Raw genomic sequence first — 21,914 nt, forward strand, 5'->3', positions numbered from 1 at the left:
TGACCCTGCCGGTCCCGAGCCGGTAGTCTTCTACGTCGGCGTGTCATCTCTCGCTGCGCATCCGTGTGCGGAGAGAAATGGTCCCCGGGTCTCAACTGGCCGCCGAGGACCACCCGTGCCTTTGCACGAGGCACGCCAGGCCAGCAGCAGAAACGAACAGACGAGGAAGTTCTGTGCCTACGTATTCCCCGAAGGCCGGAGACGTGACCCGTACCTGGCACGTCATCGACGCCACTGACGTGGTGCTCGGTCGCCTTGCCGTGCAGGCAGCCAACCTGCTCCGCGGCAAGCACAAGCCCACCTTTGCACCCCACGTTGACGGCGGCGACTTCGTCGTCATCATCAACGCCGACAAGGTTGCCATCAGCGGCAACAAGCGTACGGACAAGTTCCTGTACCACCACTCCGGACATCCGGGTGGCCTGAAGTCCCGTTCGGTCGGCGAGGTTCTCGAGAAGAACCCGGATCGCCTCGTGGAGAAGGCCGTCACCGGCATGCTCCCCAAGAACAAGCTGGGCCGCGCCATCGCGGGCAAGCTGAAGGTCTACGCAGGCCCGACTCATCCCCACGCCGCGCAGCAGCCGGTTCCGTTCGAGATCAAGCAGGTCGCCCAGTGAGCAACGAAGACTTCAACGAGGCCGTCGAGGTCGCGGCTGACGAGATCACCGAGTACACCTCGGAGTCCGAGGCCGCCGAGGTCTACGAGGCTGCTCCGCAGGCTCCGATCGTGATCGATCGCCCGGTCCAGACCGTCGGTCGTCGCAAGGAGGCGGTCGTCCGCGTCCGCCTGACCCCCGGCACCGGTGAGTTCAAGCTCAACGGCCGCACCCTCGAGGACTACTTCCCGAACAAGGTGCACCAGCAGCTGATCAAGGCTCCGCTGGTTCTGGTCGAGCGCGCCGAGTCGTTCGACATCACCGCACTGCTGACCGGTGGCGGCCCCTCGGGTCAGGCCGGCGCGCTGCGTCTCGCCATCTCCCGTGCCCTGATCGAGGTCACCGCCGAGGATCGCCCCGCGCTCAAGCGCGCCGGCTTCCTGACGCGTGACGCTCGCGCGGTCGAGCGCAAGAAGTACGGCCTGAAGAAGGCCCGCAAGGCATCTCAGTACTCCAAGCGCTGATGTGTCGCCGGAGCCGGCATTCGTGCCGGCTCCGGCACCTGTTCTTCCACGAGAGCAGGCGTTCGAAGAGCTCATTCGCTTCCGGACGCCTGCTTTCGTGTTTCACCTGAATGCTCGCCGGGATCTGGAGGGGTCGGAATCTATGGGTCGTATGTTCGGCACGGACGGTGTGCGGGGCTTGGCGAACGCCGAGTTGACCGCCGAGTTGGCGTTGAAGGTTGCCGCCGCAGCAGCGGAGGTTCTCGCGCCCCCCGGACCGGCGTCGGAGCGACCTGTCGCGGTCGTCGGCCGCGACCCGCGCGCCAGCGGTGAAATGCTCGAGGCCGCGGTCACCGCCGGACTCACCGCAGCCGGTGTCGACGTCGTGCTCGTCGGAATCCTCCCGACGCCGGCCGTTGCGTACCTGACCGGTGAATACGGCGCCGCGCTCGGGGTGATGATCTCGGCGTCGCACAACCCGATGCCCGACAACGGCATCAAGATCTTCGCTGCCGGCGGCCACAAACTCGACGACGAGATCGAGGACCGGATCGAGGCCGCGATCGCTGCCGGGCCCCGCCGTCGGCCCATCGGCGCCGGTATCGGCCGCGTCGACGTAGCGTTCGACGCCACCAGTCGGTACCTCGCCCATCTCGCCGATGCGCTCGACGTCCGCCTCGACGGACTGACCGTGGTCGTCGACTGCGCGCACGGCGCCGCATCGACGGTCGCCCCCGAGGCGTACCGCGCCGCCGGCGCGACGGTGATCGTGATCAACGGTGAACCCGACGGTGTGAACATCAACGACGGCTGTGGTTCGACCCACCTGGAGGGGCTGCAGCGGGCAGTCGTCGAACACGGTGCCGACCTCGGCCTGGCCCACGACGGCGATGCCGACCGCTGCCTGGCCGTCGACGCGTCGGGGGCCGTCGTCGACGGTGACGCGATCATGACCGTCTTGGCGATCGGCATGCACGAATCCGGTGAACTCGTGCGGAACACTCTCGTCGCCACCGTCATGAGCAACCTCGGTCTGCACATCGCGATGCGTGAGGCCGGAATCGAGTTGCGGACCACCGCGGTCGGCGATCGCTACGTGCTCGAGGAACTGCGCGCGGGGGGCTTCAGCCTCGGCGGCGAGCAGTCGGGGCACGTCGTGCTCCCGGGCCACGGAACCACGGGGGACGGCGTCCTGACCGGTCTGCGGTTGATGGGACGGATGGCGAGCACGGGTGAGCCCCTCGCAGCGCTCGCGGGGGCGATGACCTCGCTGCCTCAGGTTCTGATCAATGTCCGGGTCGCGGACAAGGCTGCCGTCGCCGCCGCCCCGCAGGTGCTGTCGGCGATCGAGACTGCCGAGACCGAACTCGGTGACACGGGCCGGGTGCTGTTGCGTCCGTCCGGCACCGAGCAGCTGGTGCGGGTCATGGTCGAGGCTGCGGATCTGGATGTGGCGCAGAGGATCGCGGAGACCCTCGCGGGGCACGTGGCGTCGGTCTGACGGAACCGTACGGCCACCTCCTGCGTCGAACTGGGCATAAGAGTCCAGATCGACAGCGCGGAAGGTGGAACCGATGGCAGACGTGGTCTCGATCGACGTCGCGAGGGTACGGGCAGCGGCTCGGTCGCTGCAGGCGAGTGCAGAGGGATCCAGCGGTCTCGTCTGGCAGGTCGGCCAGTGCCGGTTCGGCAACGGTTTGGGTGATCCGGGCAGGGAACGCGCGATCCGTGAGGGCTACCTGCGGCTTGCCCGGGCGATCGGCGCGTTCTCGACGGGCTCGTCGGCCCTTGCGCGAGGACTCGTCGAAACGGTCGACGCCTACGACGGCCGGGACACCGCGAACGCCGGCAACGTCGTGTCGCTCGGGGCGCTGTGATGGAAGCCCTGTCGAGGGCCGCCGCTGACGGGCTGCAGTTCTTCGCGACCTTCGTTCCCCGGGCAGCTTTCGTGGCCGAGCGGGCGGGCACAGGGGACACGTTCCCGGCCTACGACGAGATCGAGGCACGCTACTTCGAGCAGAACGACATCCGACTCGACGCCCTGGCCGCCGACATCGATGTCGTGACACGGGTGGCGGCAGACATCGACCAGCGGTGCGACGACCAGGAGCGGGTGCGTACCGCCGTCGCCGAGGCATGGCAGGGGCACACGTCCGATGCCGTCGACGCGCATTTCGCCGGACACCTCGAGCGGGCGGCCCGCCTGCAGCAGGACCTGGCCGACTTGAGATGTGCGCTGGCCGAGGCCGACCGTGTGCTGCGGGAAGCGGCTGCACGCAAGGCGGAGTGGGTCGCGAGTCTCGACCCGACTCGTGCCTGCGGCCGCACCGTCGCGGAGGTCGACCGAATCGTCGAGAACGCCGCGAGCTTCGGCACGGCGGCGGACGATGCCGCGAACTGGGCGGTGGAAGTGTTCCTCGCCCGGATCCGCGACACCACAGCGGAATTCGTCGACCTGTGCGATGCCACGGAATCCACGGTCGACGCGGTGTTCCGGAACCTCGACGCTGCATTCTGCGCTGTCGACGACAGCGCGTTCCGGGCGCCGGCGGGATTCGAAGAGATCTGTACCGGCATCGCGGCGCCTGCGCCACAGCCGTGCCCGCAGCCGTCGTCGACACCCACCACGACCCCGGCGTGCGCCACAGTCTCCGAGCCCTCTACGCCCTCCGCGCCCTCCGTGCCATCGCCCACCAGTAGTCTGGCCGGCCTGACGTGCGCCGGGACGGGAGTCGCCGCAGCCCAGACGGCCGGAACGGCGCCGACTGCACCTGCCGGCGTCCTGCCGTCGATGCCCACTCCCGGCGTCACGATCAGAGCGGCCGAGACGGGGGTATCGGTCGGAACGGGCGGCTCGCTCGCGATCGACGGCGCGGTCCGTGCTGCGGGTGCGATCGTCGGCGCGGTGGCCGAGATGGCACTCGGCATCGTGGGTGAGGTGGTGGTCGAGCTGTCGGAGTCGGTATGCGAGACCGGGAGTGTCCCGGAGCCGGGCCCGGAGCGACAGGACGGGTGCGGGTGCGATTGCGAGTGCAGTTGCGGCACCGGGACACCCGAACCCGAACCGCCTGCGCCTGCACCGGAACCAGGGCCGACGACCTCGGAACCAGCGTCGAAGAGTCCGGAGCCGGCACCGGAACCTCAGTGTCCCGAACCCACGGCTGCTGCTCCTGCCGAGACGGTCGCTGAGCCGGCACCGGAGCCGGAATGCGAACCCGAGCCGGAATGCGAACCCGAACCCGAGCCGCCCGCGCCGGCCGCCTACTGCGTACCGGGGCCGGAACAGTCGGGGCCCGAACCGTCGGCCCCCGAACAGGCGGCCCCGGAACAGGCGGCAGGGCAATCCGACTCCGGCGGGACCGTTCCTGGAGCGGGATCCAATCCGGTCCGCGGCAGCAGGACACCGGCATCCGCACCGGCGCCCGTCGTCGCTGGCGCCGTCGAACCGACTCTCGCCGAGGTGGGCCCACCGGCCCCCGAAGGCGATGATCAGGGAGTCGCGCTCGCCGAGGCCGGCGCGATGTGAGGCCGGGATCAGCCGCCGAGCAGTCGTCCGGCCTGGGTGCCCGCGCGGTGCGCGGCGAGCTCACGCGGATCGAGAGGGTGACCGTCGTGCTCGGCGTCCTCGCGGACGGCGGGATGCGTGCCGGGGAAGTGGGCGTCGGGGTCGGCGAACGCGGCGTACGCCTTGTCGCCGGTGAGCCGGTGCAGCAGGAAGCCGGTCAGCATGGCGCGCGTCACGCGCTGCGTCCGCCGCTCCGATCCGCCGACTCCGAGGAAACCGAGCAGGCGGCGCCCCTCGACGAGTCCGGAGTCGGATGCCTTGTCGACGACGCGCAGCAGCGTCGATCCTCGCCAGGCGTCGTCGAGAGCGAGGGCGTCGCTGTTCAGGGAGTCGACGTCCTTCGCGCCGGCGAGGATCAGTCCCGCGGCGGAGACCCGGCCCGCGGCGACCGCCGAGGACGGTGCCGTCGGCGAGGGGAACAGCGCGGCGACGGCCTTGATCGTCGTGTGCTGCGCCGCCGCGAGGACGGCGGCCCCGGCCCCCATGCCGTGCCCGGCGACGGCGAGGCGTTCCGGTTGCACGCTGATCCGGCCGGAGCCCAGCCGGACACCGGTGCAGATGTCGAGGGCTGTGACGAGATCGGCGGCGAGTCCGAGATGTGAGGGAACCGGCCCACGTTCGGTGCCCGGTGCGGCGACGACGATTCCCCACGACGCGAGGTGTTCGAAGGTGCCGGCGTAGTTGTCGGGACCCACCATCCAGTCGTGACCGAAGGCGACGGCGGGCAGGTTGAATCCCTCGGCGGGTGTGTAGACGACGCCGGGCTGTCCTGCGAGCGCGAGGTCGCCGCGCAGCACCTTGTGCGGGCCACGCTTGGACAGCTTGGATACCAGGGATTTAGGTGTCTGCGCCACGGGTGTGACGTTATCCGATCGCAGACCGAGTTCGCTCCACACGGTCGCCCAAGTACCCTGGTGAACCATGTGCGGAATCGTGGGGTACGTAGGCCACCGCCAGGCTCTGGATGTCGTGGAGAAGGCGTTGCAGCGGATGGAATACCGCGGCTACGACTCCGCCGGCGTCGCGATCCTGGACGGCAAGGGGGGCTTGGCGACCGAGCGCAAGGCAGGACGTCTCGACAATCTGAAGGCAGAGCTCGACGAGATCGGACGGGACTCGTTCGTCGGCACTACCGGCATGGGACATACGCGGTGGGCGACGCACGGCAAGCCCACCGACCGCAATGCGCATCCGCATCGGGATGCCAGCGGTCGGTTCGCCGTCGTGCACAACGGCATCATCGAGAACTTCGCTCCTTTGCGCGGTGAACTCGAGGCCGCGGGCGTCGATCTGCTCAGTGACACCGACTCCGAGGTTGCCGTCCATCTCGTCGCCAAGGCGTACGAGTCGGGGCCCACCGCGGGTGACTTCCTGCAGAGCGCGCTGGCGGTGCTGCGCCGGCTCGAGGGTGCGTTCACGCTGGTGTTCACGCACGCCGATCACCCCGACATGATCATTGCGGCGCGTCGGTCGACTCCGCTCGTCGTCGGTGTCGGCGACGGCGAGACCTTCGTCGGCTCCGACGTCGCGGCGTTCATCGAGCACACCCGGGACGCGGTCGAGCTCGGCCAGGACCAGGTGGTGGTGATCACCGCGGACGGCTACTCGATCAGCGACTTCGCGGGCAACGAGCAGCAGGGCCGTCCCTTCCGGATCGACTGGGACCTGCAGGCCGCCGAGAAGGGTGGCCACGACTACTTCATGCTCAAGGAGATCCAGGAGCAGCCGCAGGCCGTCGCCGACACCCTGCGTGGCCACTTCGTCGATCGCACGATCGTGCTCGACGAGCAGCGGCTGTCCGATCAGGAGCTGCGCGACGTCGACAAGGTGTTCGTCGTGGCGTGCGGCAGCGCGTACCACTCGGGTCTGCTCGCGAAGTACGCGATCGAACACTGGACGCGGCTTCCCGTCGAGGTCGAGCTCGCGAGCGAGTTCCGCTACCGCGACCCGGTGCTGGATCGCTCCACGCTCGTCGTCGCGATCTCGCAGTCGGGTGAGACGGCGGACACGCTCGAGGCGGTCAAGCACGCGAAGGACCAGAAGGCCCGGGTGCTGGCGGTCTGCAACACCAACGGTGCGCAGATTCCCCGTGAGGCCGACGCCGTCCTCTACACGCGGGCCGGTCCGGAGATCGCCGTGGCCTCCACCAAGGCCTTCCTCGCCCAGGTGACCGCGAACTACCTGGTGGGGCTGGCGTTGGCGCAGGCGCGCGGCACGAAGTACCCGGACGAGGTGGCCCGGGAGTACGCCGATCTCGCGGCGATGCCGGGCCTGGTGTCCCGTGTCCTCGAGACGGTCGAGCCGGTGCGTGCGCTGGCCCGGCAGTTCGCCGATTCGTCGGCGGTGCTGTTCCTGGGCCGCCACGTGGGCTACCCGGTGGCGCTCGAGGGTGCGCTCAAGCTCAAGGAGTTGGCGTACATGCACGCGGAGGGCTTCGCGGCCGGTGAGCTCAAGCACGGCCCGATCGCGTTGATCGAGGAGGGCCTGCCGGTCATCGTCGTGATGCCGTCGCCGAAGGGGCGTGCGGTGCTGCACTCGAAGCTGGTGTCGAACATCCAGGAGATCAAGGCGCGCGGCGCGACGACGATCGTCATCGCGGAGGAGGGCGACGAGGCTGTGCGGGCGCATGCCGACCATCTCATCGAGATCCCGGCGGCGCCGACGCTGCTGCAGCCGCTGCTGTCCACGATTCCGCTGCAGGTTTTCGCGGCGGAGGTCGCGGTCGCCCGCGGCCTGGATGTGGACAAGCCGCGCAACCTCGCGAAGTCCGTCACCGTCGAATAGTCCGACGCCTACTCGGTGTGGTCGTCAGACCACCACGACCACACCGAGCATGTCCGGGTGCAGAGAGCACGTGTAGTCGTACGTCCCCGGCTCGGTGAACGTGAACTGCCACGTGCCGGTCTTCAGCAGCGGGCTGCGCAGGACGGACTCGGCGCTTCCCAGTCCGACGACGTCGTGCGGGACGCCGCGGTCGTCGAACACCCAGGTCACGGTCTGGCCGGCCTGGATCGTGATCGACGCGGGCGAGTAGGTCATGTTCTTCACCTCGACGGTGAGTGCTTTGTCCGTGCCGCCCGGAAGGTCTACCGGAGCACCGCCTCCCGCGTCGGAGCTGCACCCGGAAAGGGTTGCAGCCAAAGCGATTCCGATGGCCATCGCGGTTGCCCGTGCTTTCATGCAATTCAGCGTAGTCTGACGGCGAGTGTGTCCTCCCACACCTGTACCGACCTCGAATCGCACGAGGAGTTGCCATGCCTGCCCGTGAATCCGCGCCGCTCGGCGCCCCTTGCTGGATCGACCTGCAGTCGTCCGACATCGACCGCGCCACCGCCTTCTACGACGCTCTCTTCGGATGGACCCACGAGGGGTCTTCCGAGGAGTACGGCGGCTACGTGATGTTCCTCGCCGGCGGGAAGCCGGTGGCCGGAGCGATGCCCGGGCAGGCCGGGAACCCGTACGTGGACGTGTGGACGACCTACCTGGCAACGGCCGATGCGGACGCGACCGCCGAGGCCGTTTCGAAGGCCGGTGGCCAGGTGATGATGGAGCCGATGACGGTTCCGCGGCAGGGGCGGATGGCGATGTTCCAGGACGCGTCGGGTGGCGTCGTGGGTGTGTGGCAGCCGGGCGAACACAAGGGTTTCGGGATGATCGGCGAGTCCAACACGCCCGCGTGGTTCGAGTTGGTCAGCAAGGACTACGACGCCGCGCTGCCCTTCTATCGGGACGTGTTCGGATGGGATCTGGCCACCCTGAGCGACAGCGACGAATTCCGCTACTCGACAGGCCGATTCGACGGTGAGGACCTGGCGGGGATCTTCGATGCGAGCAAGGCGCTGCCGCCCGAGGTGCCGTCGCACTGGCAGATGTTCGTGCAGGTCGACGACACCGATGCCGCGATCGCGCGGGTCGTCGACCTCGGCGGTGAGGTCCTCACCCAGCCGTGGGACACCGAGTACGGCCGGATGGCGCAGGTGGCCGATCCGAACGGTGCCCGGTTCATGATCTCCGGCCCGGTGGCGGCCTGACGGAGATGCGGAACTATTACACGGCGCAGCAGGTCAAGGCCGCGGAGGCGCCGCTGTTGGCGAGCCTGCCCGACGGCACGTTGATGGGCCGCGCAGCCCACGGGTTGGCGCGGGTGGCGGCGGGTGAGTTGCGGGCGCGGACCGGCGGCGTGGTGGGCCGCCGCGTCACGCTGCTCGTAGGCTCCGGCGACAACGGCGGCGACGCGCTGTGGGCGGGCGCGCTGTTGCGCCGGCGCGGCGTCGCGGTCACCGCGGTCCTGTTGAATCCGGACCGCGCGCACCCGGCGGGCCTGGCGGCGCTGCAGGCCGCGGGTGGGCGGGTCTCGCCCGACCCGGGCGATCCCGATCTGGTGCTCGACGGCATCGTCGGCATCTCCGGGACCGGACCGCTCCGTCCCGCCGCGGCCGCGATCGTCGCGCAGCTCGACGCCCCGATCGTGGCGGTCGACCTGCCGAGTGGCGTCGACCCGGACACCGGGGCGGTGGACGGCCCCGCGGTGACGGCGGCGGTCACCGTCGCGTTCGGGGCGCTCAAGCCCGTGCACGCGCTCGCCGCCGCGCGCTGTGGACGCGTCGAACTGGTGCCCATCGGCCTCACACTCCCCGAAGCAGACCTGCAGGCACTCGATCCGTGGGAGGTCGGCCGGTTGTGGCCGGTGCCGCATGCGGCGGACGACAAGTACACGCAGGGCGTCGTCGGGGTCGTCGCGGGGAGCCGGCGGTATCCGGGCGCGGCGGTGCTGTCGGCCGGCGCGGCGGTCACGGCGACGGCGGGAATGGTGCGCTACGCCGGCCGGGCGGCGGACGAGGTCGTCGGGCACTGGCCCGAGGTGGTGGCGGCGCCGTCACCGGCGGAGGCCGGGCGGGTGCAGGCGTGGGTGGTCGGCCCCGGGATCGGCACCGACGACGCCGCGTTCGAGGAGTTGCGGACCGTGCTCGACTCCGACGTTCCGGTGCTGATCGACGCCGACGGTCTGAATCTGCTCGCGAAGCACCCCGATCTCGTCCGGCACCGCGCCGCGCCGACCCTGTTGACTCCGCACGCCGGCGAATTCGAGCGGCTCACGAGCGTCGCACCGACACCCGACCGGGTCGCGGCGGCGCGTGCTCTGGCCGCGGAATGGGGCGTGACGGTCCTGCTCAAGGGGCGAGCAACGGTGATCGCGGAGCCGTCGGGCCGGGTGCTCGTCAACGACGCGGGCAGTTCGTGGGCCGCGACGGCGGGTTCGGGGGACGTCCTGTCCGGCATCGTCGGTGCGCTGCTGGCCACCGGACTCGAACCGTCCCTGGCCGCCGCCGCGGGTGCACGGGCGCATTCGCTCGCGGCCAATCTGGGAGCTCGGGAGGGATCCGACGAGACGGGGGACGCGGGGCTCGCGCCCATCTCGGCGTCGACGTTGCTCGCGCATCTGCGATCGGCGATCCGAATCCTGCGAGTGTTCCCGAGCTCACATGTGTCTCGATCGTGACTGGTCGGGTTCTACCCGTGCAGGAGTTTCCTCCTGACGAGTGGCAGGATCGAAGTTCGTGACCACTACCGCGCAGGAGCCCGACACCGCCCCGACCCAGACGAGCGCCCCCGTGGCGGCGAATACGCCTCCATCTGCGGCGGCGCCTCAGGCGGAAGCGGTGATCGACCTCGACGCGGTGGCCCACAACATCGGCATCCTGCGTGAGCACGCGGGCGGCGCCACGGTCATGGCGGTCGTCAAGGCCGACGCCTACAACCACGGTGCCGTACCGGTCGCGCGGGCTGCGTTGGCAGCCGGTGCCGGAGAACTCGGTGTCACGACGCTTGCCGAGGGACTCGAACTCAAGAACGCCGGCATCACCGCACCCGTGCTGTCGTGGCTGCACACCGCGGACTCGGACTTCGCCCCCGCGGTCGCTGCCGGGGTGGAACTGGGGCTGTCGTCGCCGCGGCACCTGGCTGCCGTCGCCGCGGCGGCCCGTCAGGTCGGCACCGCCGCGACCGTGACGGTCAAGGTCGACACCGGCCTCAACCGCAACGGTGTGTCCCGCGAGGAGTGGACCGACTTCCTGAAGGATCTCGCGCGCGTCGAGGCAGAGGGCGCCATCCGCTTCAAGGGCGTGTTCTCCCACCTCGCGCACGCGGACGAGCCGCACCACCCGGTCATCGACGACCAGCGCGAGCGTTTCACGAGTGCCCTCGAGGACGCCGAGCGCATCGGTCTGGTCCCTGAGGCGGCGCACCTGTCGAACTCGGCGGCCACCCTCACCCGTCCCGACCTGCGGTTCGACATGGTTCGGCCCGGAATCGCGATATACGGACTGTCCCCGGTTCCGGACCTGGGGACGTTCGGCCTGCGGCCGGTCATGACGTTCCGATCGAGGGTGGCACTGGTGAAGAAGGTGGCGGCAGGAGAGGGCGTCTCCTACGGGCACACGTGGGTGGCGCCGCACGACACGACGGTGGCGTTGCTTCCGGTCGGCTACGCGGACGGGATCCCGCGCGCGCTCGGCGGTCGTTTCGAGGTGTGGCTCGGCGACGATCGGCGTCCCGGAATCGGCCGGGTCTGCATGGACCAGGTGGTCGTCGACCTCGGACCGGACGGCGCGGGAGTCCGGGAGGGCGATACCGCGGTCTTCTTCGGCGACGGTGACGGTGACCGCGGCGTGCCCCACGCGCAGGACTGGGCGGACGCGCTCGACACCATCCACTACGAGGTGGTGACGTCGGTACGGGGCCGGACGATCCGGACCTATGTCGGAGGCCCGGGTGGCCGGTCATGAACATCCTGAACCGGCTCGGGCTGTTCGGTGGGGTGGCGGGCGTCGCGGCGATCGGGACGCTCGCGGGGCTCAACGCGGTGAAGGCGGCGACGACCCGCCGCGGCCCGGAGATCTACGCGTCCGAGGACTTCACGGTGTTCTCCCGTGACCGCAGTCGCGTCGTCACCACGGAGGACGACGTACCGCTCCTGGTCCGCGAGGTGGGGCCCGCCGACGCACCGCTCACGGTGATCTTCGTGCACGGGTACTGCCTGCGGATGGAGTCGTGGCATTTCCAGCGGACTCAGCTCGCGCACCGGTGGGGGGACTCGGCTCGGATGGTGTTCTACGACCAGCGGGGACACGGCGAATCCGGGACGCCGACCGTCGAGAGCTGCACCATCGCGCAGTTGGGCCGCGACCTGGCGGCCGTCGTCGAGGCGACGGCCCCGTCGGGCCCGGTCGTCCTGGTCGGTCATTCGATGGGCGGCATGACGATCCTGGCGATGGCCCGTCAGTTCCCGGAGCTGTTCGACGACAGGGTGATCGGTGTCGGACTGCTCGCCACCACGGCGGCCGGTCTGAACAAGTCGGGACTCGGCCGCAACCTGAACAACCCGGTGATCGACGCCTTCCGTCTCGCGGTGCGGACCGCGCCCGGCGTCGTGCAGCAGGCCCGCGGCGCGGCCCGCGCGATCATCTCGCCGATCCTGCGGGCGGCGTCGTACGGCACCGAGGTGAGCCCGCGGCTGGTCGAGTTCTCCGACGGCATGCTCAGTGACGTCTCGGTCGTGACGGTGGTCAACTTCCTCGAATCCCTCGAGTTGCACGACGAATCCGAGGCCCTGCCGGTGCTGGGCGACGTTCCGGCGCTGGTCCTGTGCGGCGACGCCGACATGATCATCCCGTTCTCCAGCTCGAAAGCGCTCGCCGCGGGATTGTCCCGCGCCGAGCTGGTGCGGGTGCGGGACGCGGGCCATCTCGTGGAGCTCGAGTTCCCGCAGGTAACCTCCGATGCGATCGATCGGCTGGTCCGGCGCGCCGTGTCGAGACGCGAGGATCGCGAGAATGCGGCGCTGGTGGGTGGACTGGAGCGAACAGATGTCGGCTGACACGCGAACCGGACGTGGCGAGGCGACCCTGCCGACGACCGCGGACACCGAGGCGCTCGGACGCGCGCTGGCGGCCGACCTGGGGGCGGGCGACCTGGTCGTGCTCGACGGTCCGCTCGGCGCCGGCAAGACCGCGTTGACCCGAGGCATCGCCGCCGGTCTCGGGGTCGAGGGACGCGTGACGTCCCCGACGTTCATCATCGCGCGAGAGCACCGGGCCGGCCCACGCCCGGACGGCGGCACCCCGGTCGCGCTGGTCCACGTCGACGCCTACCGGTTGAACGAGGCGGTGGCCTCCGATGCCGCCGTGGACATGCACGACCAGCTCGACGCGCTCGACCTCGACACCGATCTGGCGTCGGCCGTCGTCGTCGTCGAGTGGGGCGAGGGTGTGGTCGAGCATCTCGCCGATCGGCACCTGCGGGTGCGGCTGCGGCGGGAACCGGAGTCGGATGTCCGTACTGCCGTGTGGGAGTGGGTATCCGGTCCCGCCGTTCGCTGATCCGTCAGCGGCGCATCCCGTCGATACCGCGCACCTTGCGGTACGGATGCGCGTCGACCTCCGACAACATGTCGGCGATCAGCTTCTCGTAGGGCTTGTTGCGCCGGGCGGCGGCCATGAGCAGGCGAGTCGCGCGGGCGGCGCCGCCGAGGCTCATCGGGCGGCCGGCGACACCGAACATCGTGCGCGCCCACTCGGGCAGCAGCGCGATGATGCCGTCCTGGATCACCACCGACGACGCGACCTTGATCGGGTTGCCCTTCAGCGTCGGCTTGCGTAGCGCGACGGTGGCCTCGGCCGCCGGCAGCGTGACCGCCAGCCAGTCCACTTGACCGTGGATGTAGTCGTCGAGTTCGGCATGTGTCGAGGCCAGCGTGGACGGGTCGATGCCGACGAGTTCGGCCGCCTTGTGCTGCTCGACGACGAAGCGGTCGCGTTCGGCCGCCGTGAGGCTCGGCCCGTACATCTCGGAGCTTCGCAGGATGCCCCACACCAGCGTGTTGTGGGTCCACACGAGCCAGTCCGGCTCGTCGGCGACGAGGACCCGGCCGGTGCGCTCGTCGGTCCACTTGGCGTGACGGTGCATGCGCCGCACGGCCTCACCGGCGGCGAGAGCGTGCGCGGTGTCCCCGAAGACCGTGGTGTCGAGGTATTTGACGGTGCGCGCGGCGCGGCCGGCAGCGTCGCCGTAGTTGGCGGAGACCTTGCTGAACAGCGTCATCATGTCGGGGTTGAGGGTCTGCAACAGAATGCCGCAGACGGCGCCCAGGGAGGACGCCGGATCGGCGAACAAGCGCCAGGTGACGCTGTCCGGTCCGAAGAGCCCGTCGTCCTGACGGGCGGACGATGTCTGCTGTTCGAGATCTTCGACTGCCCCACTCATTTCGCCACCTTTCCTGGTCCCCCGGCTGCCCGGTGGGGCATTGGTCGAGATATTCCCGAAATATCACATTTGCACCAAGACGACGCGCCGGAACGGCGATCGAAAGTCCGCTGGTCGGCCGGCTCGGGGGAGCCCCGTGGAGTGCGAGTAGCCTGGTACATCGTGCTTGTGCTTGCCATCGACACCTCCACCCCTGCGGTCACTGCGGGAGTCGTGCGCTTCGACCCAGAGTCCGCCGACGCCCCGCGGTCGCTCGCGACGCGGGCCACTGTCGACGCCCGCGCACACGCGGAGGTCCTGACGCCGCAGATCCTCGAGTGCCTGGCCGAGTCGGGCTACGCCCCGGCCGATCTCGACGCCGTCGTCGTCGGCGTCGGTCCCGGGCCGTTCACCGGACTGCGGGTGGGGATGGCGACGGGTGCCGCGTTCGGCGACGCGCTCGGCATCCCGGTCCACGGCGTGTGCAGCCTCGACGCGATCGCCGCGGATGCCGCGGACGGCCGGGACCTGTTGGTGGTCACCGACGCCCGTCGGCGCGAGGTGTACTGGGCGCGATACTCGCAGGGGAAGCGCGTCGAGGGGCCCGAGGTGATCAAGCCGTCCGACCTGGACGGCGAGCCGTCGCAGGTGATCGCCGGGTCGGCCTCGCACGTGGATCTGTTCGATCTGCCGGTGCTGCCGGTGGAGACGCCGTCGCCCGCCGGGCTGGTCGCGGTCGCGGCGCAGGCACTGCGAGTCGGGGTGGAACCGGAGCCGCTGGTCCCGCTGTACCTGCGCCGACCGGACGCGGTGGAGTTGGCGGACCGGCGCAAATGAGTTTTCGTATCGTCCCGCTCGCCGACACCGACGCCGACCGGTGCGCGGAACTCGAGCAGGTGCTGTTCCCGGGCGACGACCCGTGGAGCGCGGACGCGTTCCGCTCGGAGCTCGCGGGCGGTCACAACCACTACTTCGCGGCGCGCGACAGCAGCGACGCTCTGATCGGTTACGCCGGGGTGTCGCTGCTCGGGACGAGCATCACACCGGAGGCCGAGGTGCACACCATCGGTGTCGATCCGACGGTGCAGCGCGGCGGGGTCGGCGGGGCGTTGCTCGGCGAGCTGCTGCGGGTGGCGGACAAGTGGGGCGGGCCGGTGTTCCTCGAGGTCCGCACCGACAACGAGCCGGCGATCGCGCTGTACCGGCGCGAGGGCTTCGAGATCGTCGGCACCAGGAAGCGGTACTACCAGCCGAGCGGCGCGGACGCATTCACGATGCGCCGCCCGGCACCGACCGACGCCGACGCCGCGCAGCGGCAGGGCAAGGAGTGACGGCCATGATCGTGATGGGGATCGAGAGTTCGTGCGACGAGACCGGTGTCGGCATCGTTCGGTGGAACTCCGACGGTAGCTGCGAACTCCTCGCCGACGAGGTGGCGTCGAGCGTCGACCAGCACGCCCGATACGGCGGTGTGGTGCCGGAGGTGGCGTCGCGCGCGCACCTCGAGGCGATGGTGCCGACCATGAAGCGCGCCCTCGCGGCCGCGGAAATCGACAAGCCCGACGCGATCTGCGTGACGATCGGCCCCGGGCTGGCCGGCGCGCTGCTGGTCGGGGTGGCCGCGGCCAAGGCGTACGCCGCGGCGTGGGGTGTGCCGTTCTACGCCATCAACCACCTCGGCGGTCACGTCGCGGTCGACACCATCGAGCACGGGCCGATGCCGCCGTGCGTGGCGCTCCTCGTCTCCGGTGGGCACACGCACCTGCTGCACGTGGAGGAGTTGGGGCGCAAGCCGATCGTGGAACTCGGCACGACCGTGGACGACGCGGCCGGTGAGGCGTTCGACAAGGTTGCGCGCCTCCTCGGTCTCGGCTTCCCGGGCGGCCCGGCGCTGGATCGTCTCGCGCAGCAGGGCGACCGGAACGCGATCGTGTTCCCGCGCGGCATGACCGGCTCCCGCGACGCGCGTCACGACTTCTCGTTCTCGGGCCTCAAGACCGCGGTTGCGCGGTTCGTCGAGGCGAAGCAACGTGCGGGCGAAGAGGTTCCGGTCGCGGATGTCGCGGCGGGCTTCCAGGAGTCGGTCGCCGACGTGCTGACGATGAAGGCCGTGCGCGCCGCGCAGGACGTCGGGGTCGACACCCTCGTTCTCGGCGGCGGTGCGACGGCGAACTCGCGGATCCGCGCGCTCGCCGAAGAGCGTTGCGCCGCAGCGGGTCTCACGCTGCGAGTGCCGCGTCCTCGGTTGTGCACCGACAACGGTGTGATGATCGCTGCGCTCGGTGCGCACCTCATTGCGGGCGGTGCACAGCCGTCGGCGCTCACCTCGGCGACGAATCCGGGACTTCCGGTGTCGGTGAGCCAGATTCGGGACTGACCTGGGGGACGGCCGCGATCGGTGCTTCCGGCGCCGGTGCCGCGGTCGACGGTGCAGCCGTCTCCTCGGACCCCGTCGTGGGAGCCGATTCCGGAGTCTGCTCGGGTGTCTCGGCCGGACCGGACGCCTCCGGCGGCTCGGACGGCGACGGGGTCTGCGTGCCCGGTGGCGCGATGCTGGGGATCTCCGGCAGCCACGTGGGTAGTTCAGGCCATTTCGGTGGGATCCACGGCAGATCGTCCGGATTCGTGGTCGTCGCCGGTGGCGGGGTGGTCGTCGTTGTCGTCGGCGGTGTTGTGGGTGCCGTCGTGGTGGGCTCGGGCGAGACGTCCGACGTCGTCGGCGGAGTCTCGTCGAACGTCGGGTAGCTGGTGCTCGGTTCCGGCGTGCTGTAGTCGTATGTCGGGACCGGCGGTTGCGGCACGGGAACGGACGTGGTCGTCGGGTAGGGATTCTTCGTCGGAAGCCACGTCTCCTCAGGAGGGGGAGGAGGCTCGTAGGGACCGGTGGTGGGGGTCTCGATCACCTGGCTGCCGGTAGGGGAGAAGTTCTCCTCGCTCTGCGGCACCATCTCCTTGACGCCGTAGCCGAGCATCAGGCCTCCCACCACGACGGCGGCCACGAGTGCACCGGAGACCCGTCCACCGGACCCGGTGACCAGGGGAAACTTCTGGCGTTCGGGGGACCCGGCGAGCAGCGCCGCGCCCTTCGCCGTGGCGGCCTCGGGTTCGGGGACGGCGATCGTCGCGGCGTCGAACGTGGATTCCAGCGCGGAGGCGATTCCCGGGATCCGCCCGCCGCCGCCGACCAGCACGAGTGCCTCGGGCCGCTGCAGGGCCTGGGCGAAGGCCTCGGCCACGAATTCGGCGGCGCGCGAACCTGCTTCGTCGGCCGTCTCGTGGGCGGCCGCGTCGGCGCTGACCGCCGCAGTGCGGTCGCGGAAGAACACGGTGCCGTCGGCCTGGTCGACGATGGTCACGGTGAGACCGGACGCACCGAGATCGACGAGGGCGATGATGCCGTACTGCGCGACGAGTCCGGTGCTGCGCAGGTAGGTGAGGGTGGCGGCGGTCTCGGGGACCAGCCGGATCGCCCGCTTCTGGGACTTCGCCGCGGAACGTACCGCGGCGGCCTGCGATTCGGTGCGGTAGGCGACGGCGATGGCGTCCGGCTCGATGCGGCGGTCGGGAACCTGCGTGGTCATCAGCCCGATTGCGGACAGTGCCAGATCGCCCGGATCGGTCTGTGTTCCGAGGTCGGCGGAGATCGTGCGGTATTCGACGTCCTGTACGCCGGTGTCGTCGGAGGAGACGAGTGCGCTGCACACCCCGGCTGCTCCGGTGGAGATGCCGAGTGAATTTCGCATTGTCCACCTCCTGCTTTCGGTGTTCGAGTTCGCTCGTGTCGGTTCGCCCGTGTTTCGGGCCGTCCCGGGCCGGAAACTGAGATAATTCGATGCCGGCCACGGGCGTCGTTATCCGAACGTTACCCAATGTCGGGTGGCGGCGCTCGGCGGGTGTGCGTCCGTGCAGGTCGGGTCGGACATTCGCGGTGGAACGGACGGCGATCGTTCCGTCGGCCCGTGCAACGAGTGACTTCGGAAGCGAGGATTCATGTCCGACGCGATCCACTTGGTGAGCCTCGATCGCCACGACCGCCGCCGGATGCTGAGAAGGGCGCTGTTGCGTTCGGCCGCCACCGTCGTGATTCTGCTGACCGCCTACTTCGCGTTGCCGATGGACCATGTCTCGGATGCGGGCGCGATCCTGGTACTCACGGGCGGGGCCTCGATGGTCGTCGCGTTGTGCGCCTGGCAGGTCCGGCAGATCATTCACTCGCCGACACCCGAGGTGCGCTCGGCGGAAGCGCTTGCAGTGACGTTGCCCGTCTATCTTCTCGGCTCGGCCACAGCGATCTTTCTGCTCTCACAGATGGATCCGGCGGCGTTCAACGAAACCCTGACGCGGATCGACGCGCTCTACTTCACGCTGACGGTGTTCGCGACGGTCGGGTTCGGCGACATCGCCGCGGTCACCCAGCCGGCGCGAGCCGTCGTGACGGTGATGATCGTCGGCAATCTGGTGATGCTCGCGGTGGGTGTGAAGCTACTGACCCAGGCCGTCAAATGGGGTCGGGCGCTTCAGGATACGCAGGAGGCCGGTGGGGGCGAGGTGCCCCCACCGGCCTCCGGTGACAATTCTTCCTAGCGCAGTGTGGCGAGGACGAGTTCCACGTTGTGGTCCGGCGAGCCGCCCAGTAGCTTCGCATCCGCGTGGATGTCGTTGAACGAGAATTCCCGATACATCGAGGCCAGGCCCGCGGGGGAGAAGTCGTCGTAATCGACCTGGTAGGGGCTGTCCGCCTCGATCAGCGTGGTGAGCAGCGACACGGTCCCGTCGTGGTTGTCGACGACCTCGATGATGCGTCCCTGCTGCGGGAAGTCGATGTGCGAGGCGGTGTTGATCTCCCAGAATCCCTGTTCGGGGGTCCGGCCCACCTGCGGGGTGATCCGGTTCTCGTGGGTGTGTCCGTTGACCCAAGCGAGGACGTTCGGGAAGCGGTGCAGCAGGTCCACCAGCTGTGCGCCCTTGATACGCGGCTCGAGGGGACGTTCGGGATCCGGCAGGGTGTTCGCCATCGTCGTGCTGGTGTGATGGCTGAACAGCACGAAGTAGGTGTCGGTGCGGCTCTGCGTGACGAGGGCACCGTTGGTGTCGTAGTACTTGCTGCTGCCGGCGAGCAGGGTCTGCTCGATCCACTTGAACTGTGCCTCGCCGAGCGAGCCGTCGACGAACCCGGCGCGGTTGGTCGAGTCCATACTGATGCCGATGACGCCCGGCGAGATCTCGAACGTGTAGTAGCCGATGCCCGTTTCGTCGGCGTCGGGCGCGAAGCCGTGACCGACCGGTCCGGGACCGGTGTTGGCGGGATCGAGGTGGGCGGCGATGAACTCGCGCGGCGTGAACGGCTGTCGGCGCGCGTCGGGTGTCACGGTGCGCGGCGGAGTGGTGATGGCGGAGAGCAGGTTCAGCAGCGCCGTCGGATCGGAGCTCAGCGCGCTCGAGATGCGGGCCGCCTGATCCGAGGAGTCGGGCACCTCGAATTTCTTGTTGCCCGTGTACATCTGCTCGAGGAATGGGATGCCGCTCGGGAGGGTGCCCTCGACGGAGTCGTCGTGGTTGCCGAACACGCAGTACCACTTGGTGTCCAGTCCGGGGCTGGTCACGGGCTGCAGCGCCGCGGACAGCAGCCCGGGGACCTCGGGGAAGCCCGTCTGCTTGTAGATGTCCTGGATCGAGGACTCGGGATTCCAGTACAGGTCGGCGCCCGAGTTCTGCACGCCCTCGTATCGGGTCGGATCACCCGTGTTGGGGGTGATGACGCCGCCGTTGAGGGCGGTGAGGAACCAGCCCAGTTCGACGAATTCCTTGTTGTCGGTGTTGTCGCCGGTGGTGACGACGGCGTCGAAGTCGCGCTGGGTGTGCGGTCCCTTGCGCAGGGAGTTGACGCGATCGATCAGCGAGATCAGACCCTGGGCGGTCATGGTCTCCTGCGGTCGGAACGCGGCGCCCTGGAACGGGTGGACGTACTCGAACCGCACGGGAGACTGGGCGTCGAGCACGTGGACGTCGGTGAGCTGGACGATCGAGGCCAGGTCGGAACGGCGGTCCTCACGTCCGGACCGGGCCTCCGCGAGATCGTTCCGGACGACCAGCGGCCAGCCCGGACCTGCGGTCAGCCGGCGATATCCGCTCGAACCCAGAGGGACCGCGACGGATTCGAGCGTGGTGCCCGCGATCGACGCCGGCAGCGGTGCGGCCGCACGGGCCTGCGCTGCGAGCGGATTCCACGATCGGTTGCCGACCAGCGGCAGTGCCGAGATCCCGAGTGCGCCGACACCGGCTGCTCCCAGGAAGGTGCGCCGATTCATTCCGTTCATCTGCTGTTCACCCACGCGCACACTGTAGGCGACGAATCGTTACCGAACGCCCGTTTGCCGCGGAATCGGCGGAGTGTCGGCTGTCAGGCGTTCTCGTCGCTCAGTGGACCGAACTGCGGCACCTGCGGCATCGTCGTCACGACGTGAACGGTGGCCTCGGCGGAGGACGCGGCCAGCACCCACGGGATGTCGCTCGGAAACTGCACGAAGTCGCCGGGGCCCAGGTCGGCCAGCTCGTTCGCGGGACCCACGCGCACCTTCCCGCTGATCACGTAGGCGTGGATGAGAGTTCCGGCGGAATCTGCGGTTCGGACGAGGTCGTCGGGGGCCGCGGTAGCCGACGCCCGCAGGCGCATGATGCTCGTGCGAACGTAACCGGAGCCGTAGATCTGGTCGAGGACCTTCGTCGTCCCCGCGTCGTTCTTGTCGTTCCAGACGCCCTCGCCTGCGCGGACCACGAACACCCGGGTGCCCCATTCGGTGACGAGGCGGCGCAGGGGAACGTCGAGCGCCGTGGCGATCGCGTCGATGGTCTCGACTGTGGGGTTGCCTACACCCTGCTCGATCTTCGAGAGCGTCTGCTTCGACAGATCGGCGCGCTTGGCGAGGTCGCCCATGCTCATCTGGCGCTCGTTGCGGAACCGCTGGACATTGCGTGCGATCAGTCCATTGCTGTCCACGGGCCTCCTCTCGGTCGAAGTGCTCGGCGCCGTCCGTGCTCTCGAATGAGCTCAATGCTCCAGACGATTAAAGCCGAGACGGTCGGGGTGTCACTTTTAGTATCACTATCGTCAATCTTGACATGCAAACGCCTGGTGGGCACACTCTGACGAGGCGCCTGGTCGCGCCGGAGATGTCCGATTCGCAGAGTGAAGTGGTGGGATCGATGGGCGTGCAGGAACTAACCGATCTGTCTCGTTCGGGTTCGGGTCGCGACGGCCGCGCCGCCGTCGACAAGGCGATGAGCCTGCTCACCAGTTTCGGTCAGGAGGCGTACACGGGCGTCGGCGTGAGTGAACTCGCGCGTCGCTCCGGGCTGAGCAAGTCGACGGCCTTCCGCATCCTCGGCATGCTGGAGCGCAATCACGCCGTCGAGCGGGTCGGCAGCGACTACCGGCTCGGTTCCGAACTGCACAACCTCGGCGGTCGCGTGTACGCCCCGCAGCACTCGACGGTCCGCGACGTCCTCACCCCGTTCCTCGCCGACCTGTACGAGGCCACCCGGCAGACCGTGCACCTCGCCGTCCTGCACGGGCCTGACGTCCTCTACATCAACAAGCTGTACGGCCACCGGACCGTCGCGTCGCCCTCCCGCGTCGGTGGCCGGGTTCCGGCCCACTGCACGGCGGTGGGCAAGGCACTGCTCGCGTATGCAGGCCAGGACTCCGAGGAGCTTCTCGGTTCGAACCTGGCCGCGCGGACCTCGAAGACCATCACCGATATCGGCCGTCTGCGGGTCGAGCTGTCGCAGATTCGTCGGACCGGCGTGGCCTTCGATCACGAGGAGAGTCGTGACGGACTCGTCTGTGTCGGTGGGGTCGTGACGGGAGCGGGATCGCGTCCGGTCGCGGCGTTCTCCGTGTCCGGTCAGGCTTCCCGCTACACCCCCGCGAGCGCGGAACCCGCGCTGCGGCGGGTCTGTATGGCGGCGTCGCGCGCACTGAGCGCCTCCCAGATCGCGCTCGCGTCGTAG

The 21,914-nt window shown here is 69.4% G+C and carries 22 protein-coding genes; 16 read left to right on the forward strand and 6 right to left on the reverse strand.

Annotation, left to right across the window (positions count from 1 at the left end):
* Positions 1 to 173 precede the first annotated feature (173 nt).
* The 5 genes from rplM to PSS76_RS06885 all read left to right on the forward strand — a co-directional run bounded on the left by rplM (position 174) and on the right by PSS76_RS06885 (position 4,625).
* On the forward strand, positions 174 to 617 hold the full coding sequence (gene rplM / locus PSS76_RS06865; protein ID WP_022597326.1) for a 50S ribosomal protein L13: 444 nt from the start codon (positions 174 to 176) through the stop codon (positions 615 to 617).
* Entirely contained in the window at positions 614 to 1,120 is a 507-nt protein-coding gene (gene rpsI, locus PSS76_RS06870) for a 30S ribosomal protein S9 (protein WP_005518424.1), read from the forward strand. The genes rplM and rpsI overlap by 4 nt, the downstream gene beginning before the upstream one ends.
* Positions 1,121 to 1,262: 142 nt before the next feature.
* Positions 1,263 to 2,600, forward strand: a complete 1,338-nt coding sequence (glmM, locus tag PSS76_RS06875) for a phosphoglucosamine mutase (protein WP_013416878.1) — start codon at positions 1,263 to 1,265, stop codon at positions 2,598 to 2,600.
* A gap of 73 nt (positions 2,601 to 2,673) precedes the next feature.
* On the forward strand, positions 2,674 to 2,976 hold the full coding sequence (locus tag PSS76_RS06880) for a hypothetical protein (protein ID WP_005518427.1): 303 nt from the start codon (positions 2,674 to 2,676) through the stop codon (positions 2,974 to 2,976).
* Entirely contained in the window at positions 2,976 to 4,625 is a 1,650-nt protein-coding gene (locus PSS76_RS06885; protein ID WP_081182767.1) for a hypothetical protein, read from the forward strand. Before PSS76_RS06880 ends, PSS76_RS06885 begins: the two co-directional genes overlap by 1 nt.
* 8 nt (positions 4,626 to 4,633) lie before the next feature.
* Here the strand turns inward: PSS76_RS06885 and PSS76_RS06890 are convergent, their stop codons facing one another.
* Entirely contained in the window at positions 4,634 to 5,518 is an 885-nt protein-coding gene (locus tag PSS76_RS06890; RefSeq protein ID WP_041674399.1) for a dienelactone hydrolase family protein, read from the reverse strand.
* 67 nt (positions 5,519 to 5,585) lie between these two features.
* Between PSS76_RS06890 and glmS the strand changes: the two genes are divergently transcribed.
* Positions 5,586 to 7,448, forward strand: a complete 1,863-nt coding sequence (glmS, locus tag PSS76_RS06895; RefSeq protein ID WP_005518432.1) for a glutamine--fructose-6-phosphate transaminase (isomerizing) — start codon at positions 5,586 to 5,588, stop codon at positions 7,446 to 7,448.
* Between the two features lie 24 nt (positions 7,449 to 7,472).
* Here the strand turns inward: glmS and PSS76_RS06900 are convergent, their stop codons facing one another.
* Positions 7,473 to 7,844: a cupredoxin domain-containing protein gene (locus PSS76_RS06900; protein ID WP_064079385.1), complete on the reverse strand. Its 372-nt coding sequence runs from the start codon at positions 7,842 to 7,844 to the stop codon at positions 7,473 to 7,475.
* A 74-nt stretch (positions 7,845 to 7,918) separates the two neighbouring features.
* Between PSS76_RS06900 and PSS76_RS06905 the strand changes: the two genes are divergently transcribed.
* The 5 genes from PSS76_RS06905 to tsaE all read left to right on the forward strand — a co-directional run bounded on the left by PSS76_RS06905 (position 7,919) and on the right by tsaE (position 13,042).
* Entirely contained in the window at positions 7,919 to 8,695 is a 777-nt protein-coding gene (locus PSS76_RS06905) for a VOC family protein (protein WP_013416873.1), read from the forward strand.
* A gap of 5 nt (positions 8,696 to 8,700) precedes the next feature.
* Positions 8,701 to 10,164, forward strand: coding sequence for an NAD(P)H-hydrate dehydratase (locus PSS76_RS06910; RefSeq protein ID WP_064057804.1), 1,464 nt, complete (start codon positions 8,701 to 8,703; stop codon positions 10,162 to 10,164).
* Positions 10,165 to 10,276: 112 nt separating this feature from the next.
* Positions 10,277 to 11,449 carry an alanine racemase gene (gene alr / locus PSS76_RS06915; RefSeq protein ID WP_064079387.1) on the forward strand — a complete coding sequence of 391 codons (1,173 nt, stop codon included), beginning with the start codon at positions 10,277 to 10,279 and terminating at the stop codon, positions 11,447 to 11,449.
* Complete coding sequence (locus PSS76_RS06920; protein WP_216316358.1) at positions 11,446 to 12,540, forward strand: alpha/beta fold hydrolase; 1,095 nt, start codon at positions 11,446 to 11,448, stop codon at positions 12,538 to 12,540. Before alr ends, PSS76_RS06920 begins: the two co-directional genes overlap by 4 nt.
* Positions 12,530 to 13,042, forward strand: a complete 513-nt coding sequence (gene tsaE, locus PSS76_RS06925; protein WP_064079388.1) for a tRNA (adenosine(37)-N6)-threonylcarbamoyltransferase complex ATPase subunit type 1 TsaE — start codon at positions 12,530 to 12,532, stop codon at positions 13,040 to 13,042. Before PSS76_RS06920 ends, tsaE begins: the two co-directional genes overlap by 11 nt.
* A gap of 4 nt (positions 13,043 to 13,046) precedes the next feature.
* Here tsaE and PSS76_RS06930 read toward each other — a convergent pair whose 3' ends face one another.
* Positions 13,047 to 13,925 (reverse strand): oxygenase MpaB family protein, encoded by an 879-nt coding sequence (locus PSS76_RS06930; RefSeq protein ID WP_064079382.1) that lies wholly within the window; start codon positions 13,923 to 13,925, stop codon positions 13,047 to 13,049.
* A gap of 162 nt (positions 13,926 to 14,087) precedes the next feature.
* Here PSS76_RS06930 and tsaB point away from each other — a divergent pair, with 162 nt between their 5' ends.
* Genes tsaB through tsaD form a run of 3 tightly spaced genes read left to right on the forward strand, consistent with a single transcriptional unit; the run spans position 14,088 to position 16,281 of the window.
* Positions 14,088 to 14,741 (forward strand): tRNA (adenosine(37)-N6)-threonylcarbamoyltransferase complex dimerization subunit type 1 TsaB, encoded by a 654-nt coding sequence (tsaB, locus tag PSS76_RS06935; RefSeq protein ID WP_022597309.1) that lies wholly within the window; start codon positions 14,088 to 14,090, stop codon positions 14,739 to 14,741.
* On the forward strand, positions 14,738 to 15,235 hold the full coding sequence (rimI, locus tag PSS76_RS06940; protein WP_005518443.1) for a ribosomal protein S18-alanine N-acetyltransferase: 498 nt from the start codon (positions 14,738 to 14,740) through the stop codon (positions 15,233 to 15,235). The genes tsaB and rimI overlap by 4 nt, the downstream gene beginning before the upstream one ends.
* Before the next feature lie 5 nt (positions 15,236 to 15,240).
* Positions 15,241 to 16,281, forward strand: coding sequence for a tRNA (adenosine(37)-N6)-threonylcarbamoyltransferase complex transferase subunit TsaD (gene tsaD / locus PSS76_RS06945; protein WP_005518444.1), 1,041 nt, complete (start codon positions 15,241 to 15,243; stop codon positions 16,279 to 16,281).
* Here tsaD and PSS76_RS06950 read toward each other — a convergent pair.
* Positions 16,226 to 17,647, reverse strand: coding sequence for a DUF7159 family protein (locus PSS76_RS06950; protein ID WP_064076648.1), 1,422 nt, complete (start codon positions 17,645 to 17,647; stop codon positions 16,226 to 16,228). The genes tsaD and PSS76_RS06950 overlap by 56 nt on opposite strands.
* Before the next feature lie 247 nt (positions 17,648 to 17,894).
* Between PSS76_RS06950 and PSS76_RS06955 the strand changes: the two genes are divergently transcribed.
* Positions 17,895 to 18,488 (forward strand): potassium channel family protein, encoded by a 594-nt coding sequence (locus PSS76_RS06955; RefSeq protein ID WP_022597305.1) that lies wholly within the window; start codon positions 17,895 to 17,897, stop codon positions 18,486 to 18,488.
* Here PSS76_RS06955 and PSS76_RS06960 read toward each other — a convergent pair.
* Together PSS76_RS06960 and PSS76_RS06965 are read right to left on the reverse strand one after the other, a co-directional pair.
* Positions 18,485 to 20,221 (reverse strand): TIGR03767 family metallophosphoesterase, encoded by a 1,737-nt coding sequence (locus PSS76_RS06960; RefSeq protein ID WP_013416865.1) that lies wholly within the window; start codon positions 20,219 to 20,221, stop codon positions 18,485 to 18,487. The genes PSS76_RS06955 and PSS76_RS06960 overlap by 4 nt on opposite strands.
* A gap of 83 nt (positions 20,222 to 20,304) precedes the next feature.
* Complete coding sequence (locus PSS76_RS06965) at positions 20,305 to 20,901, reverse strand: helix-turn-helix domain-containing protein (RefSeq protein ID WP_337456069.1); 597 nt, start codon at positions 20,899 to 20,901, stop codon at positions 20,305 to 20,307.
* 206 nt (positions 20,902 to 21,107) lie between these two features.
* On the opposite strand from PSS76_RS06965, the gene PSS76_RS06970 reads away from it, so the two are divergent.
* Positions 21,108 to 21,914, forward strand: coding sequence for an IclR family transcriptional regulator (locus tag PSS76_RS06970; RefSeq protein ID WP_064079052.1), 807 nt, complete (start codon positions 21,108 to 21,110; stop codon positions 21,912 to 21,914).

The sequence above is a fragment of the Prescottella sp. D32 genome (genome assembly GCF_037287305.1).
Classification (GTDB): Bacteria; Actinomycetota; Actinomycetes; order Mycobacteriales; family Mycobacteriaceae; genus Prescottella; species Prescottella equi.

Excerpts from the sequence above, each read along its gene's own strand:
- PSS76_RS06905 (WP_013416873.1), top strand. The coding sequence starts at position 7,919 with ATGCCTGCCCGTGAATCCGCGCCGCTCGGCGCCCCTTGCTGGATCGAC.
- rimI (WP_005518443.1), top strand. The coding sequence starts at position 14,738 with ATGAGTTTTCGTATCGTCCCGCTCGCCGACACCGACGCCGACCGGTGC.
- tsaD (WP_005518444.1), top strand. The coding sequence starts at position 15,241 with ATGATCGTGATGGGGATCGAGAGTTCGTGCGACGAGACCGGTGTCGGC.
- PSS76_RS06880 (WP_005518427.1), top strand. The coding sequence starts at position 2,674 with ATGGCAGACGTGGTCTCGATCGACGTCGCGAGGGTACGGGCAGCGGCT.
- PSS76_RS06900 (WP_064079385.1), bottom strand. The coding sequence starts at position 7,844 with ATGAAAGCACGGGCAACCGCGATGGCCATCGGAATCGCTTTGGCTGCA.
- PSS76_RS06920 (WP_216316358.1), top strand. The coding sequence starts at position 11,446 with ATGAACATCCTGAACCGGCTCGGGCTGTTCGGTGGGGTGGCGGGCGTC.
- PSS76_RS06910 (WP_064057804.1), top strand. The coding sequence starts at position 8,701 with ATGCGGAACTATTACACGGCGCAGCAGGTCAAGGCCGCGGAGGCGCCG.
- tsaE (WP_064079388.1), top strand. The coding sequence starts at position 12,530 with ATGTCGGCTGACACGCGAACCGGACGTGGCGAGGCGACCCTGCCGACG.
- PSS76_RS06930 (WP_064079382.1), bottom strand. The coding sequence starts at position 13,925 with ATGAGTGGGGCAGTCGAAGATCTCGAACAGCAGACATCGTCCGCCCGT.
- PSS76_RS06960 (WP_013416865.1), bottom strand. The coding sequence starts at position 20,221 with ATGAACGGAATGAATCGGCGCACCTTCCTGGGAGCAGCCGGTGTCGGC.
- PSS76_RS06955 (WP_022597305.1), top strand. The coding sequence starts at position 17,895 with ATGTCCGACGCGATCCACTTGGTGAGCCTCGATCGCCACGACCGCCGC.
- glmM (WP_013416878.1), top strand. The coding sequence starts at position 1,263 with ATGGGTCGTATGTTCGGCACGGACGGTGTGCGGGGCTTGGCGAACGCC.
- PSS76_RS06950 (WP_064076648.1), bottom strand. The coding sequence starts at position 17,647 with ATGCGAAATTCACTCGGCATCTCCACCGGAGCAGCCGGGGTGTGCAGC.
- glmS (WP_005518432.1), top strand. The coding sequence starts at position 5,586 with ATGTGCGGAATCGTGGGGTACGTAGGCCACCGCCAGGCTCTGGATGTC.
- PSS76_RS06885 (WP_081182767.1), top strand. The coding sequence starts at position 2,976 with ATGGAAGCCCTGTCGAGGGCCGCCGCTGACGGGCTGCAGTTCTTCGCG.
- PSS76_RS06970 (WP_064079052.1), top strand. The coding sequence starts at position 21,108 with ATGGGCGTGCAGGAACTAACCGATCTGTCTCGTTCGGGTTCGGGTCGC.